Below are 21,526 nucleotides of genomic sequence, written 5' to 3' on the forward strand. Positions count from 1 at the left end.
CGCTGGGTCTCGCTACCGCAGACATGGCACCTACGGCACGAAGACCTGACAGAGTAGGCGGGTGGTGCGTTTACCGGTTGAGACCGCCACCGTTTCTGACAGGCGCACCGAGTCGTCGGCCGACTGCACGACACATCGTTCGCGCACCTGTCGGAACCAGTTGCGCCGAAATGATCCGCTCGACGTTTTAGGCAGAGTGAGAGCGAAACGCGATCACCGACAAGTTTCGTGAGACAACCGGCAGTTTCGGCAGCGCGCCACTTACCAGTATTTCCGGGGGTGATCTGTCTCACCAACCGACAACCTTTGTGAGATCGGACATTGATGTTGGATAGAGCTTGTTCAGGGGCCGACGGCGACGACCTCGTGGATCGCGGTCGCGAGGGCGCCATCGTCGACGCCGTGCCACTCGCCCGGCAGGATCTGGGCGGTCACGCTCGGGGCCGTCGCGGCGAGCAGTTCGACCCCCTCGAGCATGCCGGGGTCAGTGGCGTCGGACGCGATGACGAGGGTGGGGATGCGGAGATCCGCGAACCGCTCGGCCGTCGTGCCGGGAAGGAATGTCAGCTCGTGGACGATCGTCCGAGTGTTCTCGAGATCCTCGGCGGTGGGCGGTGGCATCTCGTCGAGAACCTCGGCGGGGACGCCCACGATCTCGGTGTTGAACCACTGCCGTGCCGAGAGCAGATCCTCATCGATGAGGCGCTGCGCCTCGGCGCGCGCGGCGTATCCGGGATCCTCGGGCATGAGTGGTGGTTCCAGGAGGGCCAGGCGCGCGAGCGGCACCTCGGCCTCGGCGGCGAGCATCAGCAGCGTCGCGCCGGACGAGAATCCGTAGGCCGTCACGGGGCGGCCCTCCGCGAGGCCGACGATCGCCGCGAGGTCATCGAACTCGCGCTCCACGGCGTATGGATCGGTGGATCCGCTCTCGCCCGTGCCGCGGCGGTCATACGTCCATACGGTGAAGTGCTCTGCGAGTGCGGTCGGCAGGCCGGGCTGGGGAGTGGCGGCTCGGGACGTCGCGACGCAGTGCACCATGACGAGGTCCGGGCCGGAGCCGGTGCGACTCCACGCGAGCTGCGTTCCGTCTGCGGACGTGATCGTGCCGTGGGTGGTGGTGTCTGAAACAGTCATGACACTACGTTTAGCATAGTGAATGCTATGATGTCCATAGTGAATGTGGGATGATGTGGGCATGCCGATCAAACGCTCCTACGCCGACCATGGGGATGCCTGTGCCACGGCGCACGCGATGGAACTCCTCGGCGACCGGTGGACGTACCCGATCCTGCGCGAGCTCATGCTCGGCCCGAAGCGGTTCGTCGAACTGGCCGAGGGGCTGTGGGGCGTGACCCCGGCGGTGCTGACCGCGCGACTGCGCGGGATGCAGGAGTCCGGACTCATTGAGCGTGTCGCGCTGCCGGCTCCCGCGCGTGCTGCTGCATACCGGGTGACCGACTGGGGACGGGATCTGCGGCCCGTGCTGAACGAGCTCGGGCGGTGGGCGCAGAGGTCCCCGATCCGCGATGATTCCGGCGGTTTGACGCCGGACGCCGTCGTGCAGTCGATGCTCACGATGGCGCCGGCGACCCCGCCGGCAGCGCCGCTCGAGGTCGAGCTGCGACTGCACGACGGGCGCCGCACGCCGGCCCGCTCATACGACTATCGCCTGACCTGGGACAGCGACCTGTCGATCGCGCGCGAGCCCGCACCGTCGGCCCGCGCCCGGGTCGCGGGGGACTCCACCACCTGGGCGCGGGTGCTCTACGACGGTGTGCCGCTGAACGAGATGGAGATCGACGGCGACCTCGACGAGGCCCGTCGCATGGTCGAGGCGTTCTCGGCCTGACGCGATGGATCAGGCTGCGCGTCGAGTGCCGGCTGAGGAGGGCGGCGGCCAGGTACCGACAGCTGCCACTCGTGAACCTGCGCAGAACGTATTACGAACGACCGACAGCGTCGGCGCCCTCCTGCCTCCCCTCCTCGCGCGCTTGCTCGATCGCCCGCTCGAGGCGTGCGCTGCTGCGTCGTCGTCCGCCGATGAGGGCGGCGATGACGAGGGCCGCACCGGCGATCACGAGAAGCTGCGGCCACGGGATAGCCCATGTCGACACGCGGGTTTCGGCAGACGTCGCGAGGGGCTCGTCTCCAGGAGCCGAGCCGTGCACCGTCAGGGTATCGCCGACCATGAACAGCGGCCAGGTGGGCGTCGGGTCGATGCTCACGGCGCGCGACTCCCCGGGCAGGAGATCGCCCCGGTCGCCGCCCGTGCGGCCGTCGATCTCGTCGCTCAGCGCGAGCGCGACGTTGCCGGTGTTGGTCACGGTGTACTGAGTGGACAGCGCCCCCGGGCGGAACGGGTTCCACTGCGCCGTGTAATCGGCCGCGGCCTCATCGATCGTGAGGGCGGGCGCGAGCTTGCCGTCGACCCGCACGAGCACGCGGAATCCCACGCGGCTCTCGACGCCGATCGTCGAGCCGTCGGCGTCACCCGTCGAGGCCACGGACGCGAAGACCCCCGCCGCGTGATCGCCCGGCGTCGCCTGCTCCGGAATGGTGATCTCGAACGGGATCACCACGGTCTCGCCGGCAGCGACGCGCACGTCCTCGGGCAGATCGATCCACGCGCCCGCCGCCGTCGACTCGGTTCCGGCGGGCAGGGTCGTGAAACGGCCGTTCTCGGTGTAGTACCCGTCGGCGGCGCCGAGCCGGAACGTCGCCTCGGCCGCGCCGAGATTGCGCACCGCGAGGTGTTCCGTCGCGGCCTCGCCCGGTTCGAGCTCGGCCTCGATCGCGCTCCTGTCGTCGGGGCCCTGCTCGTCGGCGGGCACAACGGACCACGTAACGGACTCACCGGGCGCCGCCGCAGCGGCTCCCGGTGATCCGCCGAGAAGGACGAGGCCGGCCGCAAGGGCAATGGCGCTCCACAGTCGGATCACGGTGCGGCACACGTCCTTCGGAACAGTCCTGGTCAGTCTTCGAACAGTCCCAGCGTAAGGGTCGACGAGTAGCTGCCGGGCTCGACGTTCGCGTCGGTCCGCAGCGTCAGATCGGCGCTGGCGACCCAGGTGCCCGGGCCCGCATCCGCAGAGCTGAACGTGCTGGCGAAGAGCTCGAAGTCGGAGAATCCCTCGCCCGGCACGACGTCATCGCCGACGGCCACGTCCGAGGTCTCACCTGAGACGACGCGAGGCGACCAGCCGAAGCTCTCGCTGGCGAGGATGTCGGCCTGTCCCGCGTCGCCGACGAAGTCGGTGACGGATCCCGTGACGTACCAGTAAGCGCCTTCGGGGATGCTCGACGGATCCCGGGTGTCGGTGACGGTGACATCGGGCAGCGAGCCGATGAACTGTCGTTCGGTGCCCGTCGACCCGTCCTCGACGAGCTGCACCATATCGGCAGTGTCAACCGTCATGCTGAGGGCGCCGGTATCCGCTTCGTCGATCTCGACGCCGATACCGATTCCCTCCTCGGCGGCGGAGGCGGTTCCGACGCCGACGGCGACGAGCATCGCCGCTCCGACGACGCCGGCGATGGTGCGCCAGCCTGTGCTGCTGCGGGCAATGTTCATGGGCGGGGCCTTTCTTCTGAGCGTGGCGCGTCCTCGCGCGGTACTCGGTTGATCGCGCATCGGAATGACGTGCGGGGTCGGACTCGACAGCAGCAACGATGCGAGCGGAAAGAGTCCGTAGTGGCCGAGGTTATGAGCATTTACCTCGGAGGTCAAGCATGATTCGTCGTTCAATCATGCATCTTATGTAGACAAGTAAGCAAAAGTCTTCTACGCTCCTCACGGGCCCGCATTGATGCGGATCCGCTTGGCGATCCGCGACGCGAATCTCCGGACGCCCGCACACGTAAGGAGCAAAGATGCCCAATCCCACCGCAGCACGCCGACGTCGGCGTGTGGCGTTCGGCAGAAGAGGGGGAGCAGCCTTCTTCACGGCGGCGGCCCTTCTCGGAACGGCTTTCGTCGCGACTCCGTCGCTCGCGACCGCCGCTGTGCCCGACGACCACGAACCCGGCTACACACTGCAGACGTTCCAGGTCCCGCCGGGGCTCGAGAAGCTCTGCACGCTGAAATCCGGTCAGACGCCGAACGTCGACCGTCTCGCGTCGGCACTCGACCTCACGAGCGATGACGACTTCGGCCTCGTCGATGACTTCATCACTCACGCGAGCGCGACCCTCACCGTGCCCGAGGATGGCGAGTACGTCTTCCGTCTCACAAGCGATGATGGCTCGCGCCTGACGCTCGATGACGAGCTGGTGGTCGACAATGACGGCTCCCACGACGTCACCGCGGTGGAGAACTCCGCGACGCTGACGGCGGGCGCACACGATCTCTTCGTCGAGCACTTCGACGGCGTGAACGGGCAGCGGCTCCTCCTCGAGTGGAAGACACCGGGGTCCGACAGCTTCGAGGTCGTTGACGAGAGTGTTCTCAGCACCGAGGCTGGCGTCGTGCGCGTCACGGCACCCGGTCTCAAGTATTGCGAAGGCGCGACGGACACGGCAGGCGACGGGCTCCGCCTCGACTCGGTCAACCCGAACTACGAACTCGTCGATCTGCGCCCCGAGGGCTTCAACCCGAAGGTCTCCGCACTCGCCTTCGACGCAAACGACGAGCTGCTCGTGAGCACGACGGGGTCCGTGAGCTCCGGCGGGTGGCTCGAAGATCCTGACCCCGGCGAGATCTTCCGCCTCGACGGCGCCGCAGAGGCGACCGGCCCCGAGGACGTCACCGTCGAGAAGGTTGCCACCGATCTGCTGAACCCGATGGGTATCGACGTGATCGGCGACACGGTCTACGTCTCCGAGCGTTACCAGCTGACCGCCCTGACGGATCCGGATGGCGATGGGTTCTACGACACGCACACCACGGTCGCCGAGTGGCCGGACGGCGGCAACTTCCATGAGTTCGCCTTCGGACTCATCCACGACGAAGAGAACTTCTACCTGAACCTCTCCGTCGCCATCGACAACGGTGGCGCGTCGACCAACCCGCAGCCCGGCGAGAACCGCGGCACCTCCATCGCGGTGGACCGTGAGACCGGCGAGGTCAGTTATGTCGCGGGCGGTCTCCGCACTCCGAACGGCATCTCGTTCGGTCCGAACGGTGACATCTTCGCGATGGACAACCAGGGCGGATGGCTCCCCGCGTCGAAGCTCGTCCACGTGGAGCAGGGCCGGTTCTTCAACCACTACACGAACCCCGCGGGCATGTACGACGACCAGCCGGTGACACCGCCGGCCGTCTGGCTGCCGCAGAACGAGATCGGAAACTCACCGAGCACGCCGTTCTACCTCGAGGAGGGCCAGTTCGCCGGCCAGCTCCTGCACGGTGACGTCACGTACGGCGGGCTGCAGCGCATCTTCCTCGAAGAGGTCGAGGGCGAGTACCAGGGCGCGGTGTTCCGTCACAGTGCCGGATTCGAAGCGGGTGTGAACCGCGTCATCATGGGCCCCGACGGATCGTTCTATGTCGGCGGCACCGGCGAGGGCGGCAACTGGGGCGAGAGCGGCAAGCTCCGCCACGGCCTGCAGAAGCTCGTGCCGACGGGCGAGAACACGTTCGACATGGTCGCCGTGCGAATCGCTGAGGGCGGACTCGAGGTCGAGTACACCGAGCCCATCTCCGAGGAGACGGCCGCCGGCATCGCCGAGGCGTACACCGTGCGCCAGTGGCACTACACGCCGACGTCTGGATACGGCGGACCGAAGATCGGCGAAGAAGCGCTGACGGTGTCGGATGCGCGCGTGTCCGAGGACGGCACCACCGTGTCGCTCGACGTGGACGGCATCACACCCGGCAACGTGGTCTATCTGCGCTCACCGCGGCCGTTCGAATCCGCGAGCGGCACGCCGCTGCTCAGCACGGAGGCGTGGTACACCGCGAATTCTGTGCCGGGTGTCGAAGCGCCGACGAGCTCCGGCTGGTACGAGGCAGAAGAGGCCTCGCTGCTCGGCGATGCGCAGACAGCTGATGAGCACGTGGGCCACTCGGGCCTCGGCTTCGTCGACGGCATCACGTCGGTCGGGTCCGGCGTCTCGTTCCCCGTCACGGCGGAGGAAGCCGGGACGCAGAAGCTCAACGTGCGCTACGCCAACGGACCGAACCCCGAGCCCGACATGGATAAGTCGATGAACCTCGTCGTCAATGGCGAGGTCCAGGACGAGCCGTGGGTCTTCTCGCCGTTCGACGACTGGAAGACGTGGGCGTTCTCGAGTCGCGATGTCACGCTCAAGGAGGGCGTGAACACCATTGCGCTTCGCTATGACGAAGGCAACGACGGAAACGTCAACGTCGACGCGCTGTCGGTCGGTGACGTCGTCGACAGGTGCACCCCCACGGATCCCGCGGATGGGTACACGAGCCTGTTCGACGGAACGCTCGCGAGCTTCGAGCAGTGGAAGCTTGCCGGCCCCGGTTCGTTCGGACGCATGGAGGACTGCTCGCTGCGCACGATCGGCGGCATGGGCCTGCTCTGGTACGCCGAGCAGGAGTTCGAGGAGTACAGCCTTCAGCTCGACTGGAAGCAGATCGGCGACTACAACAGCGGCATCTTCGTCGGCTCGCCCGAGCCCGGAGATGACCCGTGGGTTGCGGTCGACCACGGATACGAGATCCAGATCGACGAGTCGGACGAGCCCGACCGCACGACGGGATCCATCTACACCTTCCAGTCGGCCGACCGCGACGCCGTCGACGAGGTGCTCAACCCCGTCGGTCAGTGGAACCACTACGAGATCGTCGTCCAGGGGCAGAACATCAAGGTGCTGCTCAACGGCAAGCTCGTGAACGACTTCGACAACACCGATCCCGAACGGGATCTGTCGAGCGGGATCATCGGCATCCAGAACCATGGTGGGGGCGAAACGGTGTACTTCCGTGACATCCAGATCAAGGAACTGGCGGACGAGGCGCCCGCACCCGAGGCGACCGTCGAGGCCGTCCCGCGATGCATGGCGGGCAAGGCGGTCCTCGCGGTGCGTGCGACGAACGACGGCGACCAGCCCGTCGATCTGACGATCAGCACCGAGTTCGGCGAGCGAGAATTCGCCGGCGTTGAGCCCGGCAAGTCTGGTTACCACGCCTTCACGATCCGGTCGACCGATCTTGGGGAAGGAGACGTGACGGTCACGGTGGATGATGGAGAATCGACATCGGAGATCACACAGGAGTATGCCGCGCTGAGCTGCGGCTGATCCATGATCGCGGGGCGGGTCGCATGTCGGCCCGCCCCGCGGCACGCCCGTAGAAAGGATTCCCGCATGAGCACGATGCTCGCGTCACCGGGGTCGACGATCGTGAGGTTCCGGAAGTCGATCGTCGTCGTGTGGGGGATTCTCGCGGTGCTGGGCATCGCGGTGGGCGGCGGAGTGTTCGGCAGCACCACCTCGGTGCCCGACGCGCCCGCCGGCAGCGAGTCGCTCCGCCTGGACGAGCGACTGCACGACCTCGCTCCTGAAGGCGAGACGGTCATTGCCGTGATCTCGAGAGCCGATTTCTTCGATCCGGGCATTCGCGAATCAGCGACGGAGGCGATGCACCGTCTTCGTGCGCAATCGGGCGTCGTCGACGTCTTCGACGCGTACACCGCCGGCGGCATCGTCAGCGACGACGGCCGCAGCTCGCTCGTCGTCGTCGAACTGGATCCGGCGCTCGACTCGGATGCGGCGCTCGCCGCCGCGGAGTCGGTTTCCGAGGTTCTCACCGCAATCCCGGCGCCCGAGGTATTCGTCGGCGGCGAGGTGCTCGGCGAGCGGGCCTTCGGCGACCGCGCCATGCGCGACGCCGGTATCGGCGAGGGCGTAGCGATCGTCGTCCTCCTCGTGCTGCTCACGGTCGTCCTCGGGCGGTTCCGGGTCGGCGCCGTGCCGGTCGTCGTGGCGCTCGTCGTCGTCGCAGTGTCGCTGCTGGCGCTCCGCGCCCTCGCGGCGATCGTGCCCGTCAACGATTTCGCCATCAATATCGTGACGATCCTCGGGCTCGGCATCGCGGTCGACTGCACGCTGCTCGTGATCTACCGCTTCCGCGACGAGCGCGCCGACGCGCCGTTCGCGGCGCCGGAGGTGCTCATATCGCGGACGTTCTTCGGTGCGGGCCGCGCGATCGTGTTCTCCGGACTGGTCATGTGCGTCTCGCTGCTGGGCATGCTGCTGCTCGGCGACCCCCTGCTCACCGGCATGGCGGCGGGAGGGCTCGCGGCCGTCGCGGTGGCGGTGCTCGCGGGGGTCACCCTCGCGCCCGCGCTGGTCGCCATGCTCGGCGACCGGATCCCTGCACGCGGCGAGCCGACGTGGGCGCGCCCGTGGGCGGGGCGCGCCCGCCGCTCCGACCGCCCGTCGTTCGTCCGGCGCACGGTCGGGCTCGCTCAGCGCCGGCCCGTCACCGTCGCCGTCGCGTCCGTCGCGCTGCTCGCCTTCCTCGCTGTGCCGCTGTTCGGGCTCACCCTCGGCGGATCCGACGTGCGTTCGCTGCCCTCGGACAGCCCGGAGCGCCGCGCGCAGGAGCTCGCCACGAGCGAGTTCAGCGGCGTCTCCTTCGACGCCATCACGGTGTTGGCGGAGGGCCGGGAGGACGACGAGCGCGTGCGCGACTACATGCGACAGATCGCTGATCTCGACGGCGTCACCGACACGAGCATGTACGCGGAGGATCTTCCGCCCGAGGTGACGGTCATCGACTTCGAGCCGGTGGGCGAGGCGACCGGCGAGCGAGCTCAGGAGCTGGTGCGCGAGATCCGTGCTCTCGACGCCGACTTCGAGGTGCTCGTCGGCGGGCCGGCAGCGGAGACCGTCGACACGATCGACGAGCTCTCCACGCGACTGCCGATCGCGATCGGCATGATCGCGATCGCCACGTTCGGGCTGCTGTTCGCCCTCACGCGGTCGCTCATCGTGCCGCTGAAGGCGCTGCTGCTGAACGCCGCCGTGATCGCGGCGACCCTCGGCGCGATCACGGCCCTCTTCGGGTGGGGCTGGGGCGAGAAGCTGCTCGGCTTCGAGTCGTGGGGCGGCCTCGACGTGACGACCCCGCTCATGATCGGAATGCTCTCATTCGGCCTGGCGATGGACTACGAGGTGTTTCTCGTCAGCCGCATCCACGAGCAATGGCGAAAGAGGGATCCGGGGGAGAGCGCTGCGCTCGCGAACCGGCGCGCGGTCATGGAGGGCCTCGTTCGTTCCGCGCCGGTCGTGGTCACGGCTGCGGTGTCGATCGGCATCGTGTTCGCTGGCTTCTCGCTCAGCGCGCTGCAGTCGATGAAGGAGGCGGGGATCGGGCTGCTGCTGGCCATCGTCATCGACGTGACGATCGTTCGCCTGCTCCTGCTGCCGGCGACGATGACGTTGCTGGGGCGCGCCAACTGGTGGCCCGGGACTCGTCGCGAACGAGTCCCGGGGCGCCAGATCAGCTGATTCTGCCCTCGGAGTTCTCGTCCGCGTCGTTGCCCATGCCCGGAGCGGCCGCACCGGACGCGTTCGCCCTCACCGCGTCCTCGATCCGCTGACCAATGGTCTCGTCGACGTTCTTCCAGTACTGGAATGCATTCGACAGGACGGGCTCCTTCACGCCGTCCAGCGCACCCGCGACGGTCGTGACGAACTCGTCGCGCTGGGCATTGCTGAACACCTCGCGCACGAGCGTGCCGGGCTGTCCGAAGTCGTCGTCGTCCTCGTGCAGGTCGTACGCATGCCGGGTGAGTGCGCCGTCAGCCTCCCAGCCGTTCTCGACCGGACCCTCCTCGTCCGACCATGAGTCGCCGAACGAGTTCGGGGCGTACACGGAACGCGCACCAGTGTGCTCGTGCCACATGTTGCCCTCGAAGTTGTAGGAGTGCACCTCGTTCGTGGGCCGGTTCACCGGCAGCTGCTGGAAGTTGGTGCCGATGCGGTAGCGCTGGGCGTCCTGATACGAGAACGTCCGACCGAGCAGCATCTTGTCCGGGGAGTTCCCTGTACCGGGAACCATGTTGGCCGGCGAGAAGGCGGCCTGCTCGATCTGAGCGAAGAAGTTCTCGGGGTTGCGGTTCAAGGTCATGGTGCCGACCTTGATGCGGGGATAGTCCTTCTTCGACCAGATCTTCGTCAGGTCGAAGGGATTGAACCGATAGCTCTTGGCCTCTTCGTACGGCATGATCTGGAAATACAGATCCCATGACGGATAGTCGCCCTGCTCGACGGACTCATAAAGGTCCTGACGGTGATACTCGGCGTTGGCGCCGGCCAATCGCTCCGCCTCGGCGTTGCTGAGGTGCTCCACGCCCTGGTTGCTCATGAAGTGCCACTTGACCCAGAAGCGCTCGCCTTCAGCGTTGACCAGCGAGTAGGTGTGGGAGCTGTAACCGTTCATGTGCCGCCACGTCTTGGGGAGGCCGCGCTGACCCATGAGGTAGGTGACCTGGTGGGCCGACTCGGGGTTGTTCGTCCAGAAGTCCCACTGCATGGTGCCGTCGCGCAGGCCGTTGTTCGGCAAGCGCTTCTGCGAGCGGATGAAATGGGCGAACTTCATCGGATCGCGGACGAAGAAGACCGGGGTGTTGTTCCCGACCATGTCGAAGTTTCCCTCTTCGGTGTAGAACTTCAAGGCGAAGCCCCGCACATCACGCCAGGTGTCCGGGGAGCCCAACTCACCGGCGACGGTGGAGAAGCGTGCGAGCATCTCGGTCGACGCGCCTGGTTGCAGGAAACCGGCCTTGGTGAACCTCGAGACATCCTCGGTGACCTCGAACGTGCCGAACGCACCGGCACCCTTCGCGTGCGGACGGCGTTCCGGAACGTTCATCCGGTTGAAGTGCTGCATGGTCTCGATCAAATGATGATCGTGCAGCACGATCGGCCCGTTGTTGCCTACGGTCAGCGAATTCCGATCGCTGACGGCCGGGATGCCGGCCTGCGTGGTGGAACCAGTGGCGTTCGGGGTCTTCTTCTCCATGTCATTCTCCTTCGTTGACGAATTGCATCGATGGCCGTTCAGGTGCGCACATCGCCATCCTCGCACTCAAGGGTGGTTCGCGGGCGGTCTCTGCGATTCCGTTCGGGTTTGACGCCCGTCACGTGCGCTGACTACGCTCGAGTCGGCTGACCCGCCCGCGGATCCTCGAAGGATCGCGGTCGCGCGGGGCGGGCCGGACAGGGGAGCGAGGTGAGTGTCTGATGACTGGCGATAGTCATAGTTCGGGCACCGCGCGTGTTCCGCTCCCCGTCGCTCTTCTTCACTGAGCGGTCGGAGTGGAACCGTGCGGACGTCCGTTGCACGAACACTTTCTCTGCATGCGCACGCCGCGAGTTCCCGCGGGTAGCGATCTTTCGCCACAGGGATCGCGCCCGCCGAATGCCTCACGCGAGCGGCCGCGGGCGACGCATGCCTCACACGAGAGCGAGCCTCCTTATGACCGAAGAGCAGACCCACACGCCGACGGCGGTGATCAACACGATCACGCAGTCCGTGAACGATAACGACCTGACGAAACTCGCGGCGGCGGCGGGCAAACTGACCACGCGGCAACTGGTCTCGACGCTCGAACGGTTGAGCGCGCGTCAGCGCGCCGTGGCCTACCGGCTGTTGCCGAAGCAGCGTGCGCTCGAGGTGTTCGACGCGCTGCAGCCGGCGCTGCAGGGCGAACTGGTCGAGGCGCTGCAGGATGCCGAAGTCGCCGCGCTGTTCGCGGAGCTGAACCCGGATGACCGCGTGTGGCTGATGGACGAGCTGCCCGCAACCGTGGCGCAGCGCCTGCTGCGCGGCCTGCCCGAGCGCGATCGTCAGCTGACGGCCGAGGTGCTCGGATACCCGCAGGATTCGATCGGACGCCGAGCGAGCCCCGAGGTGGTCGCTACACACCCTGAGCTGACCGCGGCGGAGACCCTGCGGCGGCTGCGGTTGCGCGTCGATGACGCTGAGACTGTGTACACCTTGCCCGTCGTCGACCACGAGCGGCGCGTCGTCGGCGTCGTGAGCCTTCGCGACCTCATCGGCGCAGAGGACGACGTGCTGATCGAGTCGCTGATGCAGGAGGCGCATACGGCGGTCGCGACGGAGGATGCCGAGATCGCCGCTCGTCGTTGCACCGATCTGGAACTGCTGGCGCTGCCCGTGGTAGACAGCGAATCACGCCTGGTGGGTATCCTCACAATCGACGATGCGGTGCGGATCCTGCAGCACGAGGAGAGCGAGGACGTCGCCCGACAGGGTGGCGTGGAGCCCCTGAATCGTCCGTACCTGGCGACCCCCGTGCTGACGCTCGTGCGCTCCCGAGTGGTGTGGCTGCTCGTCCTCGCGCTCGGTGCGACGCTGACTGTCCAGGTTCTCTCGGTGTTCGAGGCGACACTCGCGCAGTTGACCGTGCTGGCGCTGTTCGTGCCGCTGCTGATCGGCACCGGCGGCAACACGGGCAACCAAGCGGCGACCACCGTCACTCGCGCGCTCGCGCTCGACGACGTGCGTCCACGCGACGTCGTGAAGGTGCTCACCCGCGAAATGCGCGTGGGTGCCCTGCTCGGGCTCATGTTGGGAACGCTCGGGTTCGCCATCACGAGCGTGATCTATGAGATGAACGTCGGCCTCGTCATCGGCCTCACCCTGCTCGCAGTATGCACAGTGGCGGCCACGGTCGGCGGCATCATGCCGATCCTCGCGCGGGCAATCCACGTGGATCCGGCCGTGTTCTCGAACCCATTCATCTCGACATTCGTAGACGCCACGGGGCTCGTCATTTACTTCCTCATCGCTCGCGCGGTACTCGGGATCTAGGGCTTGTCTGACAAAGGCTGCTGATGCCAGGATTGGCGGGTGACTTCTTCGCAGCCTTCGATGGCCTCTCAGCGGGGCAAGGGATCGGCCGTCCGGACGAGCGGTTCTCATCGCGGTTGGTGGGTCATCGTCGCGGCTGTCGTCGGGTGGTTCGCTCTCTGGTCTCTCACGCCCGGCCTGCTGAGCAATGGCGTCGGCCATCTCCTCACGGATGATTTGGCGGCGTCGGTGGGCATCGAGACGTTGCTCGCGGCGGTGCTGGCTGTGATGTTGGTGCTGACGCATCAGCGCTTCAACCGAGTGTTGTTCGCGCCGTCGTGGTCGGTCTGGCTCTATGCGTTGCCGCTCATTCTCGCGATCGCGTTGCCTCTCCACTACGACCTGGTTCTCCCAGTGTTCCTCTACATGGTGTGGATGACCGTGTCGGTGTTCTGGCAGGACTATCTGACGTTCGGGTTGCTCCAGAGCTACCTGGGTAGGCGGCTCCCGACGTGGGGTGTCGTTGCATCGACCGCGGTAATCTTCTGGCTGGGGCACGCTCTGTTCATCCCCGAGCGCTTCGGCCTCGCCAACTGGGTTCCGAGCCTCGCGATCCTCGGGTTGGGGCTCGCGTTGGCCTCGCTACGATCCTGGTTGAAGACGTTGCATCTGATTCTCGCGTTGCATCTATCGTTCTACTTCCTTTTCGCCTGACCTCTCGTGGCCGCGTTGCTGATTTCTCGAATCCAAGCAATCACGACGTTCAGGACGACTGCGGCGCGGTAGATCACGGCGTGCTTGTCGTAGCGTGTCGCGAGTCCTCGCCACTGCTTGATCCGGCAGTAGCCACGCTCGATGACATTCCTGTTCTTGTAGTCGGCGGCGTCGAGTCCGACCGGGCGGCCACCGCGTGACCCGCGTCGCTTGCGATGTCCCTTCTGATCGTCGGGTTCGGGGATCACTGCCTTGATCCCGCGGGAACGCAGATGCCCTCGGATCGCGCGAGACGAGTACGCCTTGTCGGCTCGCACCGCGTCGGGCCGAGTTCGGGGCCGGCCGGTGTCACGCCCGACTCGCAGCTGCGCCATCAGCGGCAGGAACATCGGCGAGTCGCCCGCCTGCCCCGGCGTGATCAGCGTGACCAGGGGGAGCCCGTTGCCATCGACGAGCTGATGGATCTTCGTCGACAAGCCGCCTCGGGAGCGGCCGATGCCGTGATCAGGCGGCTCGAGCGTCAGATCCTTGTAATTCGACCCAGCCCCCTGTGAGCCGGGTCGTGTTCGTCGCGTGCTGATGCGCACGGGCGATCGTGGAGTCCACGGACAGTGACCAGTCGACCATCCCCGCCGCGTCGGCCGCCGCAGTGATCTTCGCCGCCACTCGATCCCACGTTCCATCAAACGCCATCCGGCGATGCCAAGTCCACACCGTCTGCCACGGACCGAACACCTCCGGCAGATCACGCCACGCGATCCCTGTCCGGTACCGGTAGACAATGCCCTCGACCATCGTGCGGGCGTCAGAAAACTTCCGCCCCGGCCGACCCGTAGGACGAGGCAGCATCCCCTCGATCAACGACCACTGAGCATCCGAAAGCACCTGAAACCGCGACACCCATCGAGACTCTCAACCGCAGCCCCCAATCTTTGTCAGACACGCCCTAGGTGCTGCCGGAGCCGCCACCTGGGATCCGAGAGCGGGCGCGGTAGCGTGTGCTCAGGAACGTAGGCGGCACCTGTGGGGGAGAAGATGGCGCTCGTCGATCGAGTCGATATACCTGTGCGCGGCGTCAGCGCCGCAATCACACGCCGCGTACTCTTCGCGGGCGGCGTCGCGACACTGGGGCTCGCGCTCGCTGGGTGTGGCATCCTCGGTGCCGGTGAGCGCAGTGATCCGGAGGCCGTGCAGCGTGCGCTGCAGGGCGCTGTCGAGGCACTGCCCGAGTACGCCGACGGCACCGTCCAGTACGTGGACGGCATCAGCTCCGGGACAACGATCTCCGGGGTCCTCCGCGTGAAGTCGACTTCGCGCGAGGAATCGGAACGGGCGCTGACACGCATCCATGAGGCGCTCATCCGTACGTATCTCACGCAGCCGAGCGTGCGGAAGGCGTTCGTACGGATGACCGTATCGCCGCACGACGATGCATCCGGGACCGTTGACTCTGCCGATGTCGCCCCGCCCGAAGAGGGCGCGAACACGACCACCGACGACCTCGCTGCGCAGTTCGGGTTGTAAGGCGCAGAGCCGGCCGACCTACTTGTGTGCGAGAGGATGGCCCCATGACTCTTGACATCCCACAGATCACCCTCAACGACTCCCACGCGTTCTACGAGGTGGGCTTCGGCACATACGGTTTGACCGAAGAGGAGGGGACAGCGTCGATCCGGGCCGCCATCGACGGCGGATACCGCGTCGTCGACACGGCCGTGAACTACGGCAACGAGCGGGAAGTCGGCGAGGCAGTGCGTGCGAGCGGGGTCGATCCGGACGAGGTCATCGTCACCTCGAAGATCCCCGGGCGCGCTCACGGGTACGACGAGGCGATCGCGTCGACGCGCGAGTCGCTGCGCACTCTCGGACTCGACCGGATTGGCCTGCACCTGATCCACTGGCCGAACCCGTCTGTCGACAAGTACGTCGACACGTTCCGCGGTCTGATCGCACTGCGCGAAGACGGCGCCGTGCGCTCGGTCGGCGTCTCGAACTTCACGATCCCGATGCTCGAGCGCCTCATCGCCGAGACGGGCGTCGCGCCCGCCGTCAACCAAGTCGAGATGCACCCCTACTTCCCGCAGGCCGAGCTGCGCGCATTCCATCAGGAGCATGGGATCCGCACCGAGAGTTGGAGCCCGCTCGCTCGGCGCAGCGAGATGCTCGCCGAACCGCTGATCCCCGAACTTGCCGCGAAGTATGAGGTCACGCCGACCCAGCTCGTCGTGCGCTGGCACGTGCAGCTCGGCTCGACCCCGATCCCGAAATCGGCGAGCCCCGAGCGTCAGCACGAGAACGCGGATGTGTTCGGATTCGAGCTCTCGGCCGAAGATGTCGACCGCATCTCCGCTCTCGAACGGGGCCGGCTCTGGGACGGCGACCCCGACACGCACGAAGAGATGTAACCGCCCCCGCTCGGTCACGGATCTATCACGATCCGTGACTCGCCGTGCCGTCTTGTTGGACACCATCGGTTCGTGGGGATTGACTGACACCGCAGATCGTCATTGACGATCGAGTCCCGGTCGCGGCTATGCGGTCGGGACTCCGGCGACGAAGGCGGAGAACATCATGAGAAGGACGCGCATTCTGACGGCGGCCGCGGGCATCGCGGCAGCGAGCATGGCACTGGCTGGCTGCTCCGGCGGCGATTCCGGCGGCGGATCCGACGGAGATCCCGGCGGCGAGGTCGAGGTATTCACCTGGTGGGCCGCGGGCACGGAGAAGGCGGGCCTCGACGCGCTCGTCGAGGTCTTCAACGAGCAGAATCCTGACGTCGAATTCATCAATGGCGCCGTCGCGGGCGGCGCGGGATCGGCGGCCAAGGACCTGCTGCAGTCGCGCCTGCAGGCGGGGGATCCGCCCGACACGTTCCAGGCGCACGCGGGTGCCGAGCTGCAGGACTACATCGACGCAGCGCAGGTCGAGGACGTTTCTGACCTGTACGAGGAGTTCGGACTGACCGAGGCGTTCCCGCAGGATCTCCTCGACCGGCTCACGGTCGACGGCGCGATCTACTCCGTGCCGGCGAACATTCACCGCGCGAACGTCGTGTGGGCGAACCCGGGCGTGCTCGAAGAAGCGGGACTCGACCCCGAGGCCGAGTACGCGTCGATCGACGACTGGATCGAGGCGATGGAAGCCGTGAAGGAGACGGGTAAGACGCCGCTGTCGGTCGCCACGACGTGGACGCAGGTGAACCTGCTCGAGACGGTGCTCCTCGCCGACCTCGGCGCCGAGGGGTACGAAGGGCTGTGGACGGGAGACACTGATTGGACGGGCTCGGACGTGACCGACTCGCTCGAGCACTTCGAGACCCTCATGAGCTTCACGAACACCGACCGTGATGGGCTCGACTGGCCGGACGCGACGCAGCAGATCATCGATGGTCAGGCGGCGTTCAACGTCATGGGCGACTGGGCGGAGGCTTCGTTTGCGGAGGCCGGGTTCGAGGCACCGACGGATTACGTCTACTTCCCGGTTCCTGGAACCGACGGTGTGTTCGACTTCCTCGCCGACAGCTTCACGCTGCCGGTCGGCGCCCCGCACCCCGACGGCGTCAAGGCCTGGCTGGAGACGGTCGGATCCGCCGACGGTCAGACCGCGTTCAACCAGGCGAAGGGATCCATCCCCGCGCGCACTGATGCGGACACGAGCGAGTTCGGCGCGTACCAACAGACGGCGATCACGTCGTTCGCGGAGGACACGATCGTGTCGTCGCTCGCGCACGGCGCGGCAACGCCGGTCGCGACGCTGAACAAGATGACCGACGCGACGAGCAAGTTCACCACGGGGGCGAGCGATCTCGCGACGTTCCAGGAAGAGCTCGCGGCGGCCGTCGGCGAGTGACCCGTTCGGCGCACCCGGGGCCGAACGGCCCCGGGTGCGCCGCGGAGCAGGAAGGACCATCGCATGAATGGCATCCGCAAGATCTGGCCGCCGATTCTGCTGCTCGCGCCGTCGCTCATCGTGCTGGGCGTCTTCGTCTATGGCCTCATCGCCGCGAACTTCACCACCTCGATCACCGATAACCACACGGCGGCACAGGCGACAGGCCAGCAGCCGACGGCGTTCGTCGGTCTCGACAACTATGTCGCGCTGCTCGCCACCGACGACTTCCAGCATTCGCTCCTGAACCTGCTGTTGTTCACCGGGGTGTTCCTCGTCGGCGCCATGGTGATGGGGTTCATGTGGGCGTGGATCCTCGAACGTCCCGCGCGGGGAGAGGGGCTGTTCCGCGCGATCTACCTGTTCCCGATGGCGGTGTCGTTCGTGGCGAGTGGTGTCGTGTGGCGCTGGCTGCTCAACAGCAACCAGGGCGAGAACGCCTCGGGCCTGAACCGGCTGTTCCAGATGGTCGGGCTCGATGTGCTGCAGAACAACTGGTGGAACAACATCACGTTCGGCATCGTCGCGATCGCCCTCCCGGCGATCTGGCAGCTGTCGGGCTACGTCATGGCGCTGTTCCTCGCGGGGTTCCGCGGCATTCCCGACGAGCTGCGCGAGGCCGCCCGGATGGACGGCGCGTCCGAGTGGCAGCTGTATCGGTACGTGCTGTTCCCGCAGCTCGCGCCGATCGCCCTGTCGGCCCTCGTGATCATCGGGCACATGTCGCTGAAGTCGTTCGACCTGATCATGTCGATCTCGAAGGCAGCGAACTATCAGACGAAGGTGCCGGCGGTCGACATGTTCGTCTTCAAGAGCAGTTTCGACTACGCGAACTCCGCTGCCGTCGGAATGGTCCTGCTCGTCATCGTGGCGGTCGTCATCATCCCCTACCTCTGGTGGACGAACCGGAAGGAGAACACGCGATGAGCACCACTGCCCTCCTCACGACATCCGGATCCGCTCCGCCCCCGAGCACCGTGGGGCGCGCGGCGTCGAGCCGCGCGACCTGGCGCACGATTCGGTACGTCATCGCGATCTTCTTCGTGATCATCGTCCTGATTCCCGTCTACGTGCTGCTCGTGACCAGTTTCAAGGCGCCGGGCGACGCCGCGCCGACCCGGGCCTGGGCGCTGCCGCAAGACTGGACGCTCGACAACTGGAAGACGGCGTGGGCGACGCTGTGGCCGGCCATCCTCCGCTCGTTCCAGATGGTCATCCCCGCGGCGATCATCTCGTCCGTGCTCGGATCCCTCAACGGGTTCGTGCTGGCGCGCTGGTCGTTCCGCGGTGCGAACATCGTCTTCGCCTGCATCCTCTTCGGGATGTTCATCCCGTACCAGGCGGTGATGATTCCGCTCACGCAGCTCATGATCGGCGCGGGCGTGCCGAGCGGTGTGCCGTCGCTGATTTTGTTGCACGTCGTCTACGGCATCCCCATCACGACACTGATCTTCCGCAACTACTACGCGTCGGTTCCGCACGAGCTCGTCGAGGCGGCCCGCGTCGACGGCGCCGGCATGCTGCGCACGTACTGGTCGGTGATCCTGCCGATCTCGATCCCGAGCTTCGTCGTGGTGCTCATCTGGCAGTTCACGAACGCGTGGAACGACTACCTCTTCGCGGTGTTCTTCGCCTCGAGCCAGAACGGGCCCGTCACCCTCGCCCTGAACAACCTCGCGAACGGTGCGATGCTGCAGAACTACGGCGTCTCGATGGCGGGCGCGCTCCTGGCGTCGATGCCGCCGCTGATCGTCTACATCCTGCTGGGCAAGTACTTCGTCGGGGGCCTGATGTCCGGATCCGTGAAGGGCTGAGGCGAGCGTCACACGAGCCGCAGGCCGGCGCCGTGATGCACGATCGACCGCGCGAGCGACGGTGACAGCCGCTCGCCGGTGACGAACGTCTCGATATCACTCATGGTCGCGAACCGCGCGAAGCTGTGCACGCCGAACTTCGTGTGCTCCGCGGCCACGATGCGCTTGCGCGAGACCCGCACGGCCATCGACTTGATCGCCGAGACAGCCGGATCCGGCGTCGTGAGCCCCTGCTGCTGCGAGATGCCGTTCGAGCCGAGCATCGCGACGTCGATCGCGAACCCCGACAGCATGTCGCGGGCCCAATAGTCGACGGTTCCGAGCGTGCGCGCGCGGACGCGGCCGCCGAGCAGCAGGATCTCGTGGTCGGCCGTTGACGCCAGCTCGACGGCGGCCGGCAGCGACGGGGTCACGATCGTCAGCCGGCGGTCGCGGCGGAGGTGCGCCGCGGCGAGCAGCGTGGTGCGCCCCTCGTCGATGAACAGCGTCGAATTCTCGTCGAGCCAGTCGTCGACGATCTCGGCAGTCGCCCGCGCGATGCGTCGGCGTTCGTCCGAATCGCTCGCTTCGCGCAGGGCGAGGCTGGTCTCGTAGCGCGTGGTCTCGACCGGATACACCATGCCGTACCCGCGTCGGATGGATCCCTCCGCCTCGAGCTTTCGTAGGTCGCGCCGCAGTGCGGCGGCCGGCAGCTCGAGGATCTCCCCCAGCTCGGCAGTGCTGACGCCCCCGCGCTCGCGCGTGAGCGCCACGATCCTGCTCTGGCGCTCGGCAGGAGTGCCGCCCTTGCCCTCGGGAGATTCGTTCACGGGATCCTCTCGGTAGAACGTTCGCCAAACGTACACGATTGACGAGGAAGCGTCCATGCTCCTGAACGTTTCAGTGCCCTATCGTGAGGAGCGTGTTCACAACGGTGGGACAACGAGAGAAGGAAATGATGACGTTCACAACTCGGATGGGAAGCACCAGCCGCCGCGTTGTCGCAGCGGTCGGCATCGCGGCGGGAGCTTCCATGGTTCTCGCGTCGTGCAGCGGCGCGGGCGGCTCGGGCGGCGGATCAGGCGACACGGTCGAGCTCACGCTCGCCACCGTCAACAACCCGCAGATGAAAGACATGGAGGAGCTGGTCTCGCACTTCGAGGACGAGCACCCGGGCATCAAGGTCAACTTCATCCAGATGGAGGAGAACGACCTGCGTGATGCCGTGACGAAGGACGTCGCGTCGAAGGGCGGCCAGTACGACATCGTCACGGTCGGCTCGTACGAGGTGCCGATCTGGGCGCAGAACGGATGGCTCCGCGACCTGACGGATGACCTCGCGGCCGATGAGTCGTACGACATCGACGACCTGTTCGGCCCGGTGCGCGACGCGCTGACGGTCGACGATTCGCTGTACGCGGCTCCGTTCTACGGCGAGTCATCGATGCTCTACTACAACACCGAGATTCTCGACGCGGCCGGTCTCACGGTGCCGGAGCACCCGACCTGGCAGGAAGTCGCCGACATGGCGCGCCAGGTCGACTCCGACGACGTGACCGGGATCTGCCTGCGCGGCAAGCCGGGCTGGGGCGAGCTGTTCGCGCCGCTGACGACGGTTGTGCAGACCTTCGGCGGCAACTGGTATGACGCAGACTGGAACGCGCAGGTCGATTCGCCCGAGTTCTCCGAGGCGGTGCAGTTCTATATCGATCTCGTGAACGACGCGGGCGAAGCGGATCCGGTCTCGACGGGCTTCACCGAATGCCTCAACGACTTCAGTCAGGGCAAGACGGCGTTCTGGCTCGATGCGACGGTGGGCGCCAGCACGCTCGAGGACACCGAGTCCTCGGCGGTTGCGGGCAAGATCGGCTACGCGCACGCACCCGTCGTCGAGACCGACGAGTCGGGCTGGCTGTTTGCGTGGAACCTTGCAATTCCGGAGACCACGGAGAACTACGACGAGGCGCTCGAGTTCGTCTCGTGGGCGACCAGCGAGGAATACCACCAGCTCGTCGGCGAGGAGCTCGGCTGGACCCGGGTGCCGCCGGGTGCGCGCGAGTCGACGTACGAGATCCCCGAGTACAAGGAAGCCGCGGCAGCGTTCGCGCCGATCACGTACGACATCATGACGTCGATCAACCCGGAGCAGCCGGGCCTCGAGCCGCAGCCCTGGGTCGGGATCCAGTACGTCACGATCCCCGAGTTCCAGGACGTCGGCAATCAGATCTCCCAGCAGATCGCGGACGTGTTCGCCGGACGCAGCGAGCTCTCTTCCGTGCTCGAGAGCGGGCAGAAGCTCGCACAAGAGGCGGGCGACGCGCAGACGCAGTAGCCGCCTGATCATCCCCGCTGAACGCCCCGGTCGCCGCCTCAGAGCGCGACCGGGGCGCCGAGAAGG

The 21,526-nt window shown here is 66.6% G+C and carries 17 protein-coding genes; 11 read left to right on the forward strand and 6 right to left on the reverse strand.

The features are described 5' to 3' along the window. Positions 1–342: 342 nt before the first annotated feature. Positions 343–1,134, reverse strand: coding sequence for an alpha/beta fold hydrolase (locus tag G510_RS17605; RefSeq protein ID WP_051216658.1), 792 nt, complete (start codon positions 1,132–1,134; stop codon positions 343–345). Between the two features lie 61 nt (positions 1,135–1,195). Between G510_RS17605 and G510_RS17610 the strand changes: the two genes are divergently transcribed. Beyond that, complete coding sequence (locus tag G510_RS17610) at positions 1,196–1,849, forward strand: winged helix-turn-helix transcriptional regulator (RefSeq protein WP_051216659.1); 654 nt, start codon at positions 1,196–1,198, stop codon at positions 1,847–1,849. Positions 1,850–1,940: 91 nt separating this feature from the next. Here the strand turns inward: G510_RS17610 and G510_RS0110055 are convergent, their stop codons facing one another. Then, on the reverse strand, positions 1,941–2,951 hold the full coding sequence (locus G510_RS0110055; protein WP_051216660.1) for a hypothetical protein: 1,011 nt from the start codon (positions 2,949–2,951) through the stop codon (positions 1,941–1,943). A 20-nt stretch (positions 2,952–2,971) separates the two neighbouring features. Further along, positions 2,972–3,571: a hypothetical protein gene (locus tag G510_RS0110060; RefSeq protein ID WP_051216661.1), complete on the reverse strand. Its 600-nt coding sequence runs from the start codon at positions 3,569–3,571 to the stop codon at positions 2,972–2,974. Between the two features lie 299 nt (positions 3,572–3,870). On the opposite strand from G510_RS0110060, the gene G510_RS16395 reads away from it, so the two are divergent. After that, positions 3,871–7,209: a 3-keto-alpha-glucoside-1,2-lyase-like domain-containing protein gene (locus tag G510_RS16395; RefSeq protein WP_084644310.1), complete on the forward strand. Its 3,339-nt coding sequence runs from the start codon at positions 3,871–3,873 to the stop codon at positions 7,207–7,209. A 66-nt stretch (positions 7,210–7,275) separates the two neighbouring features. After that, the gene (locus G510_RS16400; RefSeq protein ID WP_051216662.1) at positions 7,276–9,423 is read left to right on the forward strand and encodes an MMPL family transporter; all 2,148 of its coding nucleotides are present in this window, start codon (positions 7,276–7,278) and stop codon (positions 9,421–9,423) included. Here the strand turns inward: G510_RS16400 and G510_RS0110075 are convergent. Then, complete coding sequence (locus G510_RS0110075) at positions 9,416–10,939, reverse strand: catalase (RefSeq protein ID WP_029153535.1); 1,524 nt, start codon at positions 10,937–10,939, stop codon at positions 9,416–9,418. The two genes, G510_RS16400 and G510_RS0110075, sit on opposite strands and share 8 nt — an antisense overlap. Before the next feature lie 456 nt (positions 10,940–11,395). On the opposite strand from G510_RS0110075, the gene mgtE reads away from it, so the two are divergent. Then, positions 11,396–12,754: a magnesium transporter gene (gene mgtE, locus G510_RS0110080; protein ID WP_029153536.1), complete on the forward strand. Its 1,359-nt coding sequence runs from the start codon at positions 11,396–11,398 to the stop codon at positions 12,752–12,754. 228 nt (positions 12,755–12,982) lie between these two features. Further along, positions 12,983–13,447, forward strand: a complete 465-nt coding sequence (locus G510_RS17615; protein ID WP_157560538.1) for a CAAX protease family protein — start codon at positions 12,983–12,985, stop codon at positions 13,445–13,447. Here G510_RS17615 and G510_RS0110090 read toward each other — a convergent pair. Beyond that, positions 13,429–14,347 (reverse strand): IS5 family transposase gene (locus G510_RS0110090; RefSeq protein ID WP_157560539.1). Its coding sequence is split into 2 segments (ribosomal slippage): positions 13,429–13,995 and positions 13,997–14,347, totalling 918 coding nucleotides; the frame shifts between segments, so codons are not numbered across the junction. The two genes, G510_RS17615 and G510_RS0110090, sit on opposite strands and share 19 nt — an antisense overlap. A gap of 123 nt (positions 14,348–14,470) precedes the next feature. Here G510_RS0110090 and G510_RS0110100 point away from each other — a divergent pair. From G510_RS0110100 to G510_RS0110120, 5 genes are all read left to right on the forward strand, one after another. Next, positions 14,471–14,971, forward strand: coding sequence for a hypothetical protein (locus tag G510_RS0110100; RefSeq protein ID WP_245563297.1), 501 nt, complete (start codon positions 14,471–14,473; stop codon positions 14,969–14,971). A gap of 44 nt (positions 14,972–15,015) precedes the next feature. Beyond that, positions 15,016–15,852 carry an aldo/keto reductase gene (locus G510_RS0110105; protein WP_029153540.1) on the forward strand — a complete coding sequence of 279 codons (837 nt, stop codon included), beginning with the start codon at positions 15,016–15,018 and terminating at the stop codon, positions 15,850–15,852. 166 nt (positions 15,853–16,018) lie between these two features. Next, positions 16,019–17,296 (forward strand): ABC transporter substrate-binding protein, encoded by a 1,278-nt coding sequence (locus G510_RS0110110; RefSeq protein WP_036322811.1) that lies wholly within the window; start codon positions 16,019–16,021, stop codon positions 17,294–17,296. A gap of 63 nt (positions 17,297–17,359) precedes the next feature. Then, the gene (locus G510_RS0110115; protein ID WP_029153542.1) at positions 17,360–18,262 is read left to right on the forward strand and encodes a carbohydrate ABC transporter permease; all 903 of its coding nucleotides are present in this window, start codon (positions 17,360–17,362) and stop codon (positions 18,260–18,262) included. Beyond that, positions 18,259–19,149, forward strand: coding sequence for a carbohydrate ABC transporter permease (locus G510_RS0110120; protein WP_029153543.1), 891 nt, complete (start codon positions 18,259–18,261; stop codon positions 19,147–19,149). Before G510_RS0110115 ends, G510_RS0110120 begins: the two co-directional genes overlap by 4 nt. An 8-nt stretch (positions 19,150–19,157) precedes the next feature. On the opposite strand, the gene G510_RS16410 is transcribed toward G510_RS0110120, so the two are convergent. After that, on the reverse strand, positions 19,158–19,958 hold the full coding sequence (locus tag G510_RS16410; protein ID WP_051216670.1) for a DeoR/GlpR family DNA-binding transcription regulator: 801 nt from the start codon (positions 19,956–19,958) through the stop codon (positions 19,158–19,160). Between the two features lie 128 nt (positions 19,959–20,086). Between G510_RS16410 and G510_RS0110130 the strand changes: the two genes are divergently transcribed. After that, on the forward strand, positions 20,087–21,460 hold the full coding sequence (locus G510_RS0110130; RefSeq protein WP_211219180.1) for an ABC transporter substrate-binding protein: 1,374 nt from the start codon (positions 20,087–20,089) through the stop codon (positions 21,458–21,460). Positions 21,461–21,526: the final 66 nt, after the last annotated feature.

Source organism: Microbacterium gubbeenense DSM 15944 (assembly GCF_000422745.1).
GTDB classification, from domain to species: domain Bacteria; phylum Actinomycetota; class Actinomycetes; order Actinomycetales; family Microbacteriaceae; genus Microbacterium; species Microbacterium gubbeenense.

Excerpts from the sequence above, each read along its gene's own strand:
- G510_RS17605 (WP_051216658.1), bottom strand. The coding sequence starts at position 1,134 with ATGACTGTTTCAGACACCACCACCCACGGCACGATCACGTCCGCAGAC.
- G510_RS17610 (WP_051216659.1), top strand. The coding sequence starts at position 1,196 with ATGCCGATCAAACGCTCCTACGCCGACCATGGGGATGCCTGTGCCACG.
- G510_RS0110060 (WP_051216661.1), bottom strand. The coding sequence starts at position 3,571 with ATGAACATTGCCCGCAGCAGCACAGGCTGGCGCACCATCGCCGGCGTC.
- G510_RS16395 (WP_084644310.1), top strand. The coding sequence starts at position 3,871 with ATGCCCAATCCCACCGCAGCACGCCGACGTCGGCGTGTGGCGTTCGGC.
- G510_RS16400 (WP_051216662.1), top strand. The coding sequence starts at position 7,276 with ATGAGCACGATGCTCGCGTCACCGGGGTCGACGATCGTGAGGTTCCGG.
- G510_RS0110075 (WP_029153535.1), bottom strand. The coding sequence starts at position 10,939 with ATGGAGAAGAAGACCCCGAACGCCACTGGTTCCACCACGCAGGCCGGC.
- mgtE (WP_029153536.1), top strand. The coding sequence starts at position 11,396 with ATGACCGAAGAGCAGACCCACACGCCGACGGCGGTGATCAACACGATC.
- G510_RS0110105 (WP_029153540.1), top strand. The coding sequence starts at position 15,016 with ATGACTCTTGACATCCCACAGATCACCCTCAACGACTCCCACGCGTTC.
- G510_RS0110110 (WP_036322811.1), top strand. The coding sequence starts at position 16,019 with ATGAGAAGGACGCGCATTCTGACGGCGGCCGCGGGCATCGCGGCAGCG.
- G510_RS0110115 (WP_029153542.1), top strand. The coding sequence starts at position 17,360 with ATGAATGGCATCCGCAAGATCTGGCCGCCGATTCTGCTGCTCGCGCCG.
- G510_RS0110120 (WP_029153543.1), top strand. The coding sequence starts at position 18,259 with ATGAGCACCACTGCCCTCCTCACGACATCCGGATCCGCTCCGCCCCCG.
- G510_RS0110130 (WP_211219180.1), top strand. The coding sequence starts at position 20,087 with ATGACGTTCACAACTCGGATGGGAAGCACCAGCCGCCGCGTTGTCGCA.